Raw genomic sequence first — 15,094 nt, 5'->3', positions numbered from 1 at the left:
CAATATTTGATTATTATCTTCATAAAACATTACTAAAATAGGGAAATTTGGAAATTTATCATAGTTGCTTTCGCCCATAAATTCTTTTATTTTATTTATATAAATTTCTGGTACTTCTGCTTTTTTACCAGTATCTCTTTCATAATCTATCCAGCGAGTGTAGTATTTTTTACCATTTGAGAGGGTTTGAGGGAATTTTTCATCTACCAACTTTGTATTTACAGCATAAAGACCGCCACCTAAATCTCTACCTTTTGTATTTTTTCTTAGCTCTTTTCTTTCAGCTTCTCTTCTCTCTATCTCATCAACAAATTTTTGATTAAATATATATACTCCACCATATTGTTTAGCTAAATTTTCTAGTTCAGAGTTACTTATCTTTTTGTTTGCTTGATTAGCTGAGCAAGCTATTAAAAATATACTTGTTAGAATTAGTAATATAAATGCGGTAAATTTCATAAATAAATTTTTAAAATAAATAATCAAAAATCTAAGAATTTTACACAATGAAGTCAAGAAGTTCATCTAAGGATTTTGTCCTTAGATGAAAGATTAAGATTTTTTGATCGCTCTAATAGGAATAACAAATATTGCTGCGATCACATAAAAGGCAATACAAAAAACAGTCGCCATCATAAATATCTCGCCGATATCATAAAAGCTTGACTCAAGCCTAAATGTATCCACGTAATTTATCGCAAACCATAATGCTACGCCAAGAGCGATAGCAAAAACGAAAAATCCCCAAGAAAACAAGAAATTTAATATCTTAGTTCCCAATTGCTCTCCTTTTTAATTATTTTTCTAACTTAAAACCGCCACCAAAAGCTCTATAAACTTCGACTGCACTATCGACCTCATCAAGCTTAGCTGAGACATCTTGTAATTTTACTTGAAGCAAATTTCTCTGCGCATCAAGAAGCTCTAAATGTCCAATGTAGCCAGCGTCATATTGCTCTTTAGCAAGCGAGTAAATTCTTTGTTGGGATTTTAGCAAATTTTTCACTTGTTCCAAAGAAATTTTTGCATTTTGCCTTGAAACAAGCGCATCTCTTACTTCGCCAAGAGCCGATTTTACCGCTGCTTCATAATTAATAGCGGCAATTTGTTCATTTGTTTTAGCCGCTGCTACATTATTTTTTGTCCTACCAAAATCAAAAATTTTCTGTGCTAAAGAGCCTCCTATACTCCATGTATTAGCATTTCCAACAAAGATATTTTCAAAATCAATACTTGAAAAGCCAAAAAGTCCAGTCAGTGAAATGCTTGGAAAATACTCAGCCCTTGCAACACCAACAAGAGCATTTGTAGCTTTTAAATCAGCCAGTGCCTTTGCCACGTCGCTTCTTCTTAGCAAAATTTCAGAGCTAATGCCAGCACTTATCTCGGGAGAAGCTGGTAAATTTTGCGAGCTAGCAACAGCTCCACCTAAAATTTCATTATTACTTTTACCAGTCAAGATAGCTAGTGAGGTGATAGCTTTTGACTTTGCATTTAATATAGAAGTAAGATTGGTCTTAGCGCTTTCTACTGCTGCCTTACTTTGCAAATAGGTCATCTCATTTATACTTCCAAGATCAAGCTGTGTTTTGCGAAGTGCTAGCGTATCTTCATAGGTTTTTAAAGTCTCTCTTAGCACAGCTTCTTGCATATTTAATGAAACTAACGCAAAGTAGCTTTTTGCAACACTTGAGCTAAGGCTAAGCCTTGCGCTATCGTAGTCAAATTTGGTTGCATTTAGGCTTTCTTCGGCCGCTGCTACATTATTTCTTACTCTACCCCAAAGATCGATCTCATAGTTTAATCCTAAATTTATATCTGATTTTCTATAACGAGTTTGTGGTTGTTTAGTATACGTTTCCCCGCTACTTTTTGCTTTTTCGTAGCCTATATTTAAATTTATACTAGGAAGCAAATCCGCCTCAGCTACGCCAAGGCTTGCTTTTGCTTTCTCTAAATTTAAATAAGCAATACGTAAATTTGTATTTTTCTCAAGTGCATTCTCTACTAGAGAATTTAAATTTTCATCGTTAAATTCTCTCCACCAAAGATCTCTTATATCGCTTGTCTCGAAAGTGTATGTTGAGGTGAAATTTGTATCCACGTTTGGCATATCTGGACGAAATGAGCAACCAGCTAAAAACGCCGCTGTTATAAGTATAAACGCCTTATTTTTCATCTTTTTTTGCTCCCTTTTTCCAGTATTTCTCATTTAAATTTTCAAGCAAATAATAAAACATTGGTACGAAAAAGATCGCTATCGTCGTAGAAGCGATCATACCACCAACCACGCCAGTTCCTAACGAGTGACGAGATGCGGCACCTGCTCCTGTGCTTATAACCATTGGAAAAACGCCAAGCGTAAATGCAATTGATGTCATTACAATAGGTCTAAAGCGAAGTTTGGCTGCATTTATCGCTGAGTCAAAGATACTCTTTCCGCTATCACGCTCTTGCATTGCAAATTCTACGATTAAAATGGCGTTTTTAGCCGCCAGACCAATAAGCAACAAGAGTCCGATCTCAAAGTAGATGTCGTTTGTTAGTCCTCTTATCCAGACTGCTAGCAACGAGCCAAATACCGCAAATGGTACGGCTGTGATGACCGCAAGTGGAATGAGCCATCTCTCGTACTGAGCTGCAAGGATCAAAAAGACAAAAATCATACCAAAGATAAAAGCAACCGTACCTGTTCCTTGAGAATTTACCTCTTGATACGCAGTTCCAGCCCAGCTTATAGCGTAGTCGTCGCTGCTTAGCGTGTCATTTACGACCTCTTGGATCGCTCTGATCGCATCGCCTGACGTGTAGCCAGGTTTTGGATCGCCCATGATCTTAGCTGATGGAAAGAGGTTAAATCTATCAACAATGTCAGGTCCGATCGTTCTTGTAAGTGTCGCTACTGAATTTAGTGGCACCATGCCGCCATCATATGAGCGGACGAAAATTTTTCTTAGATCCTCAGGATTATTTCTAAAACTTTCCTCGGCTCTTGCATATACTCGGTAAGACTTACCAGCAAGATTGAAGTCATTTATATAGTAAGAGCCAAAAGTAGCTGCTACCGTGCTAAAAATTTCGCTCTCACTTACGCCAAATAATTTAGCTTTTTCTTTATCAACTGTTATCTTGAACTGACGATAATTTGTCTCAAGCGTGGTTCTAACATTTGTTAGTTCAGGTCTTGCATTAGCTATTGCTGATACTTTTCTAGCGTCTGCTTCTATCTCGTTGTAACTCTTGCCGCTTTTATTTTGTAGATACATCTCAAAGCCACCAGTCATTGAAAGACCCATGATAGGTGGTAAATTTACAACGAATGTCATTGAGTTTTTTGAGCCCCAAAGCATACCATTAAACTGGCCAGCTAATGTATCAGCTCCATTGTTAGCGCCTTTTCTCTCACTCCAATCTTTTAGCTTTATAAAGCTAACGGCTGAATTTTCCCTAAGCGAGCTAGCTAGTATGTCATAACCTGCAAAAGCCATAGTGAACTCAACATTTGGATTGCTTAAAATGGCGTTGCTAATCGAGACTACTTCTTCTTTTGTCTTTAGCATATTTGTTGAAGGCGGAAGTGAGGTGATAACCATTAAAGCACCCTTGTCTTCTGAAGGCACAAGCCCTTTTGGCACAGCATCAAATAGCTTATAAGTGGCAAATCCTAAAATACCAATTACAATAAAGCTAATAATAATATGCCTTAAAATTTTAGCCACTCCAGCCGTAAAGAGTCTAGTGCTAAAGTCAAAGAAGTCGTTAAATTTCTGAACTATCCAAAATGGCTTACTCTCCTGTTTCTTAAGCATAACCGCACAAAGCGCTGGCGTAAGAGTAAGAGCAACAAAGCCTGAGATACAAACAGAAACAACAAGCGTTAGAGCAAACTGCTTTTGTATAACGCCAACAAAGCCCTCCATGAAAGAGACTGGCACGAAAACAGCACAAAGCACGAGTACGATAGAGATAACTGGAGTTTGTACCTCTTCCATCGCCTTAAACGTCGCGTCTTTTACGCTGATCTCTTTATCTTCATGCAAAATTCTCTCGACATTTTCTATAACGATGATCGCGTCATCCACGACGATACCGATGGCAAGAACTAAGGCAAAAAGTGTAATCAAATTTATACTAAAACCCATCACATAAAGTCCGCCAAATGTACCTATGATAGATACTGGCACGGCAAGCATCGGAATGATAGTCGCGCGAAAACTTTTTAAGAAAAAGTACATTACGATTAAGACGAGTACCATCGCTTCAATGAAAGTTTTTATAACCTCATCAATTGAAACATCTATAAATTCTGTTGGATTGTAAGCTATGGTGTGCTCTAGTCCAACAGGATAAGTTTTCTTTAGCTCGTTAAGCTTTTCTTTTACAGCATTTGCGGTAGCAAGAGCATTCGCATCGTTTTGTAAAAATAGCAAAAGAGGAATAGCTGGTTTGCCGTTTAACATCGCGTCGTTAGCATAGCTAGCTGCCCCAAGCTCTATGGTAGCTACATCTTTTAGCTTCAATACTGATCCATCAGAACTTTTAATTATTATATCGCCAAACTGGGCTACATTTTTAAGACGTCCATCGGTACGAACAGAATAAACATAAGGATTACCACCATCCGATGGCTGTTCGCCTATCTTGCCAGCAGCGTATTGTGAATTTTGAATTTTTACTTGAGAAATGACGTCACTTGGAGTTAGTTTAAAATGAGCTAGTCTATCTGGCTTTAGCCAAATTCTCATAGAATACTCTTTAGTACCTATCAATACTGTATCACCTATACCACTAACCCTTTTTATCTCATCAGCAATATTTAAATTTACATAGTTATATAGTTCGATCAAATCCATATTTGGATTTGTAAAGCCAACAACCTGAAGGATCGAGCCGCTTCTTTCGCGCACTGTTACGCCCATATTTTGCACTTCTTGAGGCAGTCTTGAAAGGGCAGCTTGCACGCGGTTATTTACATCGATCGTAGCTTGTTTTGACGATGAGCCGATCTTAAAATATACGCTTATATTCATCGTACCTGCTGAGCTTGATGTGCTTTGCATATAAAGCATATTTTCAACGCCATTTATCTGATCTTCGATCGCACTTGCGACTGAATCAGCGATAGTCTGCGCATCAGCACCGCTATATGTCGCACTTACAGAGACAGTAGGTGGAGTAAGACTTGGATACTCCTCTATTGGAAGTCCCTTGATACCCATAAAACCTGCTATAACTATAATGATAGATATAACAGTCGCAAATATCGGGCGGTTTATGAAAAATCTTGAAAACATCTATCTGCCTTTACTTGCTACTTGTAGCGTTTGCATCTTTGCCGTTTATAAATTCCGCACTTAGGTCTTTATCAGTTTCAACTGGTGCACCAACTCCTATTTTAAGGAAGTTATTAACAATTATCTTATCACCCTCTTCAAGACCTTCAGTGACTGCTACCATATTTTTTGTTTGATATCCTGTTTTTACATTTTTTTGGCTTACTTTGCCATCTTTTACAACTAAAACATAAGAGTTTGTAGCACTTTGTTGAAGGGCAACTTGTGGGATGTTAAAGGCATTTTTTTGAACAAATCCACTCATCTTTATATGACCAAACGCACCTGGTAAAATTTTACCCTCGCTATTATCAAAGCTAGCCTTTGCTAAAACGCTGCCAGTCGCGGTATTTACGACACTATCTATAAAATTTACTTTACCATTAAAATTTTCGCCATTGACACTTAACACAGTGTCACTATTTAGCTGTTGCCATGAGCCGTTATCCAAATTTGTCTTTCTAGTTAGATTATCCACATCGGCGATATAAAATTCTGCTTCAATAGGATTTATTTTTGTAAGTCTTACAAGCTTTGTTTGGTTTGCTATGACAAGCGAGCCAACATCTACTTGGTTATCACCCACTACGCCGTCAAATGGCGCTGTGATAGTCGTGTAGCCAAGGTCGATTTTCGCATTTTTTAAATTTGCTTTTGCGCTTACTAAATTCGCATTTGCAATGTCATAGGCTGCAACTGCTGCGTCATAGTCTTTTTGAGAGACTGCATTTTTCTTATAAAGGGCAGAAATTCTTTTAAACTCGGTCTCGGCATTTTTCAAATTTGCATTTGCTACACCAACAGAGGCATCAAGTGAGTCAAAGCTTGCTTGATATTTTTCTGGATCTATTAAAAATAACTTATCGCCTGCTTTTACTTTGCTTCCCGGCTTAAAAAACTGCTTTATGATAGTTCCGCCAACTTTTGGATAGATAATAACATCTTGACTACTTGCAACCGTTGCGGTGTAATCGAAACTAATAGGTATGTCTGTTTTTTGTGCGGTAAAAATATCCACATGAGATAGTGGCATCTGGTGACCTGCTGCCGCTTTATTCTCTTTATTTTCAAAACAACCACTTAGAAATAAAACTGCAACCGAAAGCACAAGAACACTCTTAAAATTTGCCATAAAAACCTCTCTTAATTTTAAATTTTAATATCATATTTAGTTTTTGTAATAATTGCTACAAAAATTTAAAGTTCTCGATTCTATTAGAAAACAAATAAAAAGTCAATTTTATTTTTTACTAACTCCATTCAAAAACAACTCAACACACAAGCTAATATGCTTTTTACGCTCTTTTTCACTAAGCTTTGGTTCTTCATTTATCAAAAGCGAATCGTAGTAATAAGCCCCGATCACGCTTTGTATAAAGTACTTTGCAGCAAATTTGGCTGAAAATTTTGAATCAAGTTTGGCTTTTACCTCATCTCTTTCAAAGAAATTTATAAGCACAAGATCGATCTTTTTTAAAATTTGATCCAAAAACGTCTTACCAAGTTTGCCGCCATTTTTAGAACCCTCACTCATCATTATCCTACCAAGAGAGATATGCCTTTTGCTGCAAACGATAGAAAATATTATGGTTGCAAATTTGGTTAAAAATTCCTCCAAGCTGTGGGAAATTTTAAGATCTATTTTCTCATCGATCTCTTTTATAAGAGCGTCTATCTCTTGCTCGATGATCGCCTCAAAAAGCCCCTCTTTGCTCTCAAAAAATGTGTAAATGCTAGAAAGCGATCCGCCACTTATCGCTACGATATCGCTTAAGCTTGTCTTTTCGTATCCTTTTTCTAAAAATAGCTCAAGCGCTGTTTTTACGATGAGTTCGTATCGTTTTTTGCCTTTTTCTGAGATCGCCATCTTGCTTCCTGTTAAATTTTTGCCATTTTATCATCTTTTAGGATAGATAAAAGTACTTTGCCTTTGCACGCTGATAGCTGGCTCATCGGTGGCATAAGCTTTTATATTTATATGTTTTAAAAGATCTTTATCGCTTAAATTTTTATTTTTTGATTTTAGCGTGACGATGACTCGTTGTTTTGCACCAGCTTTTAATATAAATGGCTTATTTGGACGAGAAATTTCTATATTCTTATCGTCTACTTCAAAGTAAAAGGCATGCTCTTTATTTTGTGTGTTCTGCACCAAAAATACGTACGAATTTTCGACTTCATTTTCGCCTAGAATTTTATAAAGCTCGCTTGTTCTATTTATGTTTAAAAGCATACTTTCTTTTTTGCCACCCATCAATACCCCAGCTGTTAAGACAATGCCCAAAATGACGAGATAAGCAACCGTTCTAAAGCGTAAAATTTTGACTCTTTTTTGCTCTTTTATAGAATTTATACTTCTCCACTCAATAAGTGAACTTTCATAAAAATGCTTCATCACTTTAGCACAAGCATCGCTACACTCTAGACAATTTATACATTCAAGCTGCATACCTTTTCTTATATCAATGTGCGTTGGGCATACTCTTACGCACGCCTCGCAGCCAGTACACAGCGCACCCTCTTCTTTTGGTTTTTTAAATTTCTCTTTTCCGTTATAGATTACGCCGCCTCTTTTTTGGTTGTAAATAACTTGGATCGTATCGTTATCAAACATTACTGACTGCACCCTAGCGTAAGGACAAACATAAATGCAAAAATTTTCTTTTAAAATGATAACATCATAAACTAACCAAATAGCGATAACAAGCCAAAATGCAAACAAAACTCCATGTTCGCTTGGCTCTTTTAAATAAGCAAAAAAATCAAGCGGTGGTACAAAATACCATAAAAAATTTGCCGAAATAACAAGAGCTAAAACACACCAAATCCCCACTGCTAAAGCACGCTTTAAAATTTGTCCTTTTGGCTCATTTTGCTTATTTTGGATATTTTTTCTGATCTTTAAAATTTTAGTTTGCAAAAAGTCACGAAATATCGTTCTAAAAATAGTTTGCGGACAGCTCCAACCGCACCAAACACGCCCTGCAAGTGTCGTTAGAAAAAATATGCTTAAGAACAAAATGATAAATAAAAATGGCAGCAAATAAAGCTCTTGCATATCAAATTTTGTAAAAAATAGATCAACTCTACTTTTATCAAAACTTAGCAAAAAAAGCTGTGCATCATTTATCCTGATAAATGGCAAAATAAAGACAAATAGCGTAATACAGGCGAAAAAAATGTAACGCCTCTTGGCGTAGCTAAGATGAAAATCCTTTGACATAATAAGCCTTTTTTGAAATTTTATGATTATAAAGCTTATGGCATTAAAAGAGTTTTAAAAAAAAATAGTTAAAAGCTTAAATTTATGAAAATTAAACTATACTCACGGCTTATTTTAATCTGAAAGGTGGTGAGGACGTTGCCTGGTATTAAGGTACATCCTAACGAGTCATTTGACGAGGGTTACAGAAAGTTTAAGAAACAAACTGACCGTAACTTAGTAGTAACTGAAGCAAGAGCTAGACGCTTCTTTGAGCCTAAAACTGAGATCCGCAAAAAACAAAAAATTGCAGCTCGCAAGAAAATGCTTAAACGTCTTTATATGCTTAGACGCTACGAGTCAAGACTCTAAAACCAAGACAAAGAGGGCTTTGCTCTCTTTGTTTAACTCTTCTTTTAGCCTTATTTTTTTATAATCAAAGCAATTTTTTTATTTTATTTTAAACGGAAATTCGATGCAAAAGCTAGCTATAAACGAAGCTGCAGAAATTTTAGGCATAACAAAAGAAGCAGTCTATAATAGAATCCGCCGTGGTTCGATAAATACAGTCATTGAAAATGGCACAAAATTTGTCATCCTTGATGAGAAACCAAGTAGCGAAAAAGCCACAAAATCTGCTCCAAAAAGTACAAAAACTAAATCCCAAAATGATGAGTTTGTAAATTATTTGCTAAATGAGTTAAGCGAGTTAAAGAGCTTAAATTTAAACTTGCAAGCTGATAAAGATAGGCTTTTTAAAGAAAAAGAGCAGATGCTAATCGAGCGAAAAAATGAAATTTTGCAAATTTATAAAGATAGAGATGAAAAGCTCATGCAGTTTCTAAATGCCATGCAAAGGCCACTTTTAGCACAAAAAAATGACGATATGCCAAATAACGAAGCGATAGAGGCCGAAATAGAAAATGAGTCAAAATGGATAAATTTAAGTGAATTTTTAAAGGAGCTAAATCTAAAGCCAAAGGCAACGAAAAAAGCCAGTGAAAAGATAATAAAAGCGATACACCACTCAAAATTTATAAAATTTAAACGAGGTGTGATACTTGTTAGAAGACATAAAAATTTAAAAGAGTTGATAGGAGAGATATGAAACACATTAAAAAGATAGCTACTTATGCTGCGGTAGGCGGATTTGGTGCGATCGTTATGGCTGGCCTTGCTGGTTGTGGCAGTAACAATGGCGGTGATGAAAACGCACTAAATGAGGTTGCACAAAAAAATGGTGCCTTTGTCATCATCGAAGAGAGCGCACCTGGCGTTTATAAAATTTTAGAAGAGTATCCAAGTACTGAAACTAGAGTCGTGTTAAAAGATATAAACGGTACTGAGCGTGTGCTAAGCAAAGACGAGATCGATAAGCTCCTAGCTCAAGCAAACGCAAATATCGACAATGGCACTTCAAATTTAACAAAAACTAGCGACACACAGCTAAGTAGCGGCGGTCTAAGCCTTGGTGAGACGATACTTGCCTCAGCTGCTGGTGCGATACTTGGTAGCTGGATAGGTAGCAAGCTTTTTGGAAATCAAAATTTCCAAGCTACTCGTCAAAATTCTTACAAAAATCCAAGCGCATACACAAGAAGCGTTGATAGCTTTAATAAGCAAAAAGCAGCAAATTCTGCCGCAAGAAGTAGTGGTGGTAAGAGTGGATTTTTCGGTGGTGGATCAAAATCAAGCTCTAGCTCATCAAGCTTTGGAGGCTAAAAAATGATAAATTTAAGAAAAATCACTCCGTTAAATAACGATTTTATGGAGAAAATCGGCTTTGCGTGGCATACAGATAACGACAACAGCTCATATATCGCAGATGAGATCATACAGGTAAAAGCAAGTGAAGCGGATGCTTACTACGAAGCAGCAAACGAGCTATATGATATGTACGTAAATGCTGCTCAGTACGTCATTGACAACAACCTTTTTCACGAGATAGGCATACCGTTTAATCTCGTTGATAGCATCAAAAAAAGCTGGGAAAATGACGTTCACTGGCACCTTTATGGCAGATTTGATCTTGCTGGTGGGCTTGATGGCAAGCCGATAAAACTGATCGAATTTAACGCCGACACGCCAACGGCAGTTTTTGAGACAGCGATCATCCAGTGGGCGATGCTAAAACTAAATCATATGGACGAAGCAGAGCAATTTAATAACCTTTACGAAGCTCTAAAGCAAAATTTTAAACGCCTTATCACGCTTGGCGACGATAATGTAAATTTCGAGGATGTTTACGAGGGCTGGGGGATACTCTTTAGCTCTATCGCTGGTAGTATCGAGGACGAGCAAACCGTGAAATTGCTGCAATACATCGCAAAAGAGGCCGGCTTTAAAACCGACTTTGCTTACGTTGATGAGGTCGTTTTTAACGATGACGAGGGCATTTTTAAAAATGATGAAAATTTCGAATACTGGTTTAAACTCGTACCTTGGGAGAGCATAGCGATCGATGAAGGCGAGCTAGCACTTATACTTTCAAATATCATCAAAAACCAAAAAGCTATCATCATAAATCCAGCCTACACGCTGCTTTTCCAAAGTAAAGGGATCTTAAAAATCCTTTGGGATCTATATCCTAATCACCCGCTCTTGCTTGAGACCTCAAATGAGCCACTAAAAGGCAAAAAATATGTGAAAAAGCCGGTATTTGGCAGAGAAGGTGCAAACGTCTCGATATACGATGAAAACGGCGCACAAATAGCAAGCAATGACGGCGAATACGACTCAAACAAAGCCATCTATCAAGAATTTTACGAGTTTAATCAAGACGAAAGAGGCGAGAGCTACCAAGCAGGGGTATTTTACGCTTATGAGGCGTGCGCACTTGGATATAGAAAGGGCGGCAAAATTTTAGATAACTACTCTAAATTTGTAGGACATTTCATTAAGGACTAAAGATGAAGATCGTTTGTTTAGACGCGGCAACGCTTGGAGAAAACGTAGATCTTAGTGTTTTTAAGAAATTTGGCGAGTTTATTAGCTATCAAAAAACTAAAAGCGAAGAGATCATGCCACGTCTAAAGGGCGTTGATGTCGTTATCACAAACAAGGTCATCATCGACAAAGCCGTGATGGAGGCGACAAATTTAAAGCTTATCTGCATAAGTGCAACTGGGATGAATAATGTCGATCTAGGGCATGCAAAAGCCAAAAATATAGCTGTTAAAAACGTCGCTGGCTACTCAACCGCAAGCGTCGTGCAGCACACATTTGCGATGCTTTTTGAGCTAACAAATCACATCAAATTTTATGATCACTACGTAAAAAGTGGCGAGTGGGTGAAGAGTGAAATTTTTACCTATCTTGGCGCAGATATCAGCGAGATCGCTGACAAAGAATTTGGCATCATCGGGCTTGGCGAGATAGGACGCAGCGTGGCGTCAGTGGCGCGTGCATTTGGCGCAAACGTGAGCTATTACTCGACAAGCGGAGCAAATAAAAATAGCGAATTTAAGCAAAAAAGCTTAGACGAGCTACTAAGAAGTAGCGACATCATCAGCATCCATGCACCACTAAATGAAAAAACTAGAAATTTGCTGGGTGCAAATGAGATAAATTTGCTAAAAAATGAGGCAATAGTACTAAATTTAGGACGTGGTGGCATAGTGGACGAAGCGGCGATGGCAAGGGCGATAGACGAGAGAAATTTACGCTTTGGTACGGACGTTTTGGAGAGCGAGCCAATGAGCAAAAATAGCCCATTTTTAAATGTAAAAAAGAAGTCAAATCTACTCATCACGCCACACGTGGCATGGGGTAGCCTGGAGGCTAGAAAGACGCTCATCGCAAAGATTGTCACAAACATCGAAAATTTCATCAATGAGAGCAAGTAATGGGCTATGATATAAGCTATCACGCTATTAGCGAAGATGAAATTTCAAAGTGGTATTTTGAGGCACTTGAGCTTGCAAGGGCTGGTAAATTTGACGAGGTTTTAGCGCTTGCCAACAAGGCTGGCGTAGAGGAATTTTACGCGCAAAAATACAAAGATACGCTAAGCGCTGCGTTACAGTATAAAGACGATAAAATTTTTAACAAAACTCACGGCTTTTGTATCGCCGTCACACAAGGATTTTTTAGAAAGTATTTCTACACTCGGGGCACAGCGCTAAGCTCTTTGGCACAGCAAAATGAGAAATTTAAAAACTACATTAGCAACTGGCGAGAAATTTTACCAAGTGAGTTTTTGAATAAATTTAGTGGCGAAATTTATAATGAGATCACCGAAAACTACTGCTGTGGCGCTTATGTAAACGCTAAAAACGTAGCTAAACTAAAGGCTGACTATGAAGCAGGCGGTGAGATAAAAGATGCGGTTGATGGCTTTTACATGCAAAATTTACCTGCATTTTTAGATGCTCTAAACTACGCATACGAGCTAAAAATAGGCCTGCTTGAGGCCACTGAGGTCGTGGAGCCAAATCCGCTTGATCTAAACAAATCAAGCTCATATTCAAACCTCTTTAACTGCAACCCGAAGGGCGCTATCATCTACGCACAGACCGCGGTGCAGCAGATTGGCGAAGCGATAAAGCAAGAAGAGACTGGCAAAAAGTCACTTTTTGAGAAGATCAAAGGGCTATTTAAATAAATTTGAAAGGATAAAAATGGCAACTGAGCATAGTTTTGATATAAGTGCCGAGGTCGATATGATGGAGGTTAAAAACGCTCTTGAGACGGCAAAAAAAGAGATCGCGGCTAGGTATGATTTTAAAGGGCTTGCAGCTGAAGTCGAGCTAAATGAAAAAGAAAAATTTATCACGCTTCTTAGCTCAAGTGATAATAAGATCGACGCACTAAAAGACATCGTGATCTCAAAGCTCATCAAGCGCAACATCCCACCGGTAGCAATCACGGAGACAAAAAGGGAGCCAGCGAGTGGTGGAAATTTAAAAGCGACGCTAAAACTAAACGACACACTTGACGCTGAAAACTCAAAAAAGATCACCAAAGCGATCAAAGACTCAAAGATCAAGGTGAGTGCGCAGATCAGGGGTGAAGAGATCAGAGTGACAAGTAAGAGCATAGATGACTTGCAGGAGTGTATAAAGCTCGTTAGGGGGTTGAACCTAGAACTCCCAATAAGCTTTAAAAATCTAAAATAACTCACTTTTTCGCTTTATTATGCGTCGTTGATTTAAATTTTTACTCGGTCATTACCAACTCGGTAACTCCAGTCACAAAAATTTAAATCGCCTCGCCTAATTTTACGAAATGGCTGTGTGACTTTTATATTTAAAATTTTGTAGGATTTTGGACTAAATTTGAGAAATTTCGCATAGTTTTTGTATCTAAAATTTGGCGTATTCGTAGGTGAAATTTCACCTTATCGTTTTATTTAAATTTGATCTATCTAAAATTAAAAATAAGGACAAAAAAATGAGCTTTTTTAAGAAAATTCTCGGTAAACAAATCGATCTTGGCAAGCAAATGCCAATCTATTTTGTAAGTAGCGACGAAGACTACATGCATCGTGCGTTTGAGCAGGCCAGAGAGAGCTTTAGATATTTTTGGCGTGAGGTTTACTGGGAGCGCCGCAGGATCGTACCTATGCTTGACTATGCAATGGTAAAAATTTGCTTTTTAGATGTCGTAAATGGCGAAGAAGTCGGAGAACACATGTGGATAGACGATGTGGAATTTGACGGCGAAACGATATATGGCACGCTCGTAAATGAGCCAGATAGCGTACAAAACGTGAAATTAGGCGATCAAATAAGTGCAAAGATAGACGAGATGAGTGACTGGCTCTTTTCGATAGATGGACGCGCATACGGCGGATTTAGCGTGCAGGCGATGCGCTCACGCATGCAAAAGAAAGAGCTAAAAGAGCACGATAAAGAGTGGGGGCTTGATTTTGGGGATTTTAACGATATCTTGGTAGTTTACGAGCAAAAAGAGCACCCTGAAAATTTGATAGAGCATCCAATGAGCGAAAATACGTATGAGCAAGTAAAGCAATATATAAAAGAGCACCCAAATATGGTCACGGATGCTGATGAGTTTGGCTATACGCAGCTTCATAACGAGGCGATCGCTGGAAATTTAAATCTTGTAAATCTCTTGCTAGAAAACGGTGCTGATAAAAATGCCCGCACAAAAAGTGGTAAAACGGCGGCTGAATTTGCCAAGATTTTGGGCTGGAGCGAAATCGCGAAGGTGCTTAAATAGCAAGTTTTTATAAATTTTTAGGATTTAAATTTGAGTTATCAAGATACTTTAACTATAAAGGAAAACTTATGAATCAAAAAAATAACGAGGGCATTAAAATAAAATCACCACAAGAACTTTTAGAAAGTCTTTTACGTTTTCATCCATTATTACTATCTGGAATCAGCTTGGTTAGCATGATTTGCTATTTTATATATTTTGGTATTTTTATTGGTTACTTTCCAGTTTTAAGTGGTTCTGATATTTTTTATTTTGGTGGTTTGCTGTTTTTCACAATCGTTATTGTTTCTATAATTGCTATACTTCCCATGTTTTTATATCCAGTATATTATAAAACAGGAAAAAATGTAAAGTTACTTTTAGCAACGACTATACC

General features: G+C 37.6%; 15 protein-coding genes and 1 pseudogene. 9 read left to right on the top strand and 7 right to left on the bottom strand.

The window, feature by feature from the left end:
- The 7 genes from CVS92_RS07210 to ccoG form a co-directional block, all read right to left on the bottom strand.
- Positions 1 to 525: hypothetical protein (locus tag CVS92_RS07210; protein WP_159070354.1), on the bottom strand; the 525-nt coding region annotated here is incomplete at its 3' end.
- Positions 526 to 552: 27 nt separating this feature from the next.
- Positions 553 to 780: an ATP-binding protein gene (locus CVS92_RS07205; RefSeq protein ID WP_084041844.1), complete on the bottom strand. Its 228-nt coding sequence runs from the start codon at positions 778 to 780 to the stop codon at positions 553 to 555.
- A 16-nt stretch (positions 781 to 796) separates the two neighbouring features.
- Positions 797 to 2,179, bottom strand: a complete 1,383-nt coding sequence (locus CVS92_RS07200; protein WP_107788997.1) for an efflux transporter outer membrane subunit — start codon at positions 2,177 to 2,179, stop codon at positions 797 to 799.
- Entirely contained in the window at positions 2,169 to 5,294 is a 3,126-nt protein-coding gene (locus CVS92_RS07195; protein WP_107788996.1) for an efflux RND transporter permease subunit, read from the bottom strand. The genes CVS92_RS07200 and CVS92_RS07195 overlap by 11 nt, the downstream gene beginning before the upstream one ends.
- Positions 5,295 to 5,304: 10 nt before the next feature.
- Positions 5,305 to 6,465, bottom strand: a complete 1,161-nt coding sequence (locus CVS92_RS07190; RefSeq protein WP_084109678.1) for an efflux RND transporter periplasmic adaptor subunit — start codon at positions 6,463 to 6,465, stop codon at positions 5,305 to 5,307.
- 108 nt (positions 6,466 to 6,573) lie between these two features.
- Positions 6,574 to 7,200, bottom strand: a complete 627-nt coding sequence (locus CVS92_RS07185; RefSeq protein WP_084109679.1) for a TetR/AcrR family transcriptional regulator — start codon at positions 7,198 to 7,200, stop codon at positions 6,574 to 6,576.
- A 30-nt stretch (positions 7,201 to 7,230) separates the two neighbouring features.
- On the bottom strand, positions 7,231 to 8,556 hold the full coding sequence (ccoG, locus tag CVS92_RS07180) for a cytochrome c oxidase accessory protein CcoG (protein WP_107788995.1): 1,326 nt from the start codon (positions 8,554 to 8,556) through the stop codon (positions 7,231 to 7,233).
- Between the two features lie 138 nt (positions 8,557 to 8,694).
- Between ccoG and rpsU the strand changes: the two genes are divergently transcribed.
- The 9 genes and pseudogenes from rpsU to CVS92_RS07135 form a co-directional block, all read left to right on the top strand.
- Complete coding sequence (gene rpsU / locus CVS92_RS07175) at positions 8,695 to 8,907, top strand: 30S ribosomal protein S21 (RefSeq protein ID WP_009294994.1); 213 nt, start codon at positions 8,695 to 8,697, stop codon at positions 8,905 to 8,907.
- Between the two features lie 103 nt (positions 8,908 to 9,010).
- Positions 9,011 to 9,643, top strand: coding sequence for a DNA-binding protein (locus CVS92_RS07170; protein WP_084109681.1), 633 nt, complete (start codon positions 9,011 to 9,013; stop codon positions 9,641 to 9,643).
- Complete coding sequence (locus CVS92_RS07165; protein WP_084109682.1) at positions 9,640 to 10,257, top strand: UPF0323 family lipoprotein; 618 nt, start codon at positions 9,640 to 9,642, stop codon at positions 10,255 to 10,257. The genes CVS92_RS07170 and CVS92_RS07165 overlap by 4 nt, the downstream gene beginning before the upstream one ends.
- Positions 10,258 to 10,260: 3 nt before the next feature.
- Positions 10,261 to 11,442, top strand: coding sequence for a glutathionylspermidine synthase family protein (locus CVS92_RS07160; protein WP_084109683.1), 1,182 nt, complete (start codon positions 10,261 to 10,263; stop codon positions 11,440 to 11,442).
- 2 nt (positions 11,443 to 11,444) lie between these two features.
- On the top strand, positions 11,445 to 12,380 hold the full coding sequence (locus CVS92_RS07155) for a D-2-hydroxyacid dehydrogenase (RefSeq protein WP_084109684.1): 936 nt from the start codon (positions 11,445 to 11,447) through the stop codon (positions 12,378 to 12,380).
- Positions 12,380 to 13,138, top strand: a complete 759-nt coding sequence (locus CVS92_RS07150) for a hypothetical protein (RefSeq protein WP_107788994.1) — start codon at positions 12,380 to 12,382, stop codon at positions 13,136 to 13,138. The genes CVS92_RS07155 and CVS92_RS07150 overlap by 1 nt, the downstream gene beginning before the upstream one ends.
- Positions 13,139 to 13,154: 16 nt before the next feature.
- Positions 13,155 to 13,652, top strand: a complete 498-nt coding sequence (locus CVS92_RS07145; RefSeq protein WP_021090433.1) for a YajQ family cyclic di-GMP-binding protein — start codon at positions 13,155 to 13,157, stop codon at positions 13,650 to 13,652.
- A gap of 274 nt (positions 13,653 to 13,926) precedes the next feature.
- Positions 13,927 to 14,718 (top strand): YegJ family protein, encoded by a 792-nt coding sequence (locus CVS92_RS07140; RefSeq protein WP_107788993.1) that lies wholly within the window; start codon positions 13,927 to 13,929, stop codon positions 14,716 to 14,718.
- A gap of 68 nt (positions 14,719 to 14,786) precedes the next feature.
- A pseudogene (locus CVS92_RS07135) lies at positions 14,787 to 15,094 on the top strand (hypothetical protein); the annotation flags it as partial.

It is taken from the genome of Campylobacter concisus (assembly GCF_003048555.1).
Taxonomy (GTDB): domain Bacteria; phylum Campylobacterota; class Campylobacteria; order Campylobacterales; family Campylobacteraceae; genus Campylobacter_A; species Campylobacter_A concisus_AO.
The sequence above is the reverse complement of the archived record's forward strand: the minus strand, read 5'-3'. Positions and strand labels throughout refer to the sequence as shown.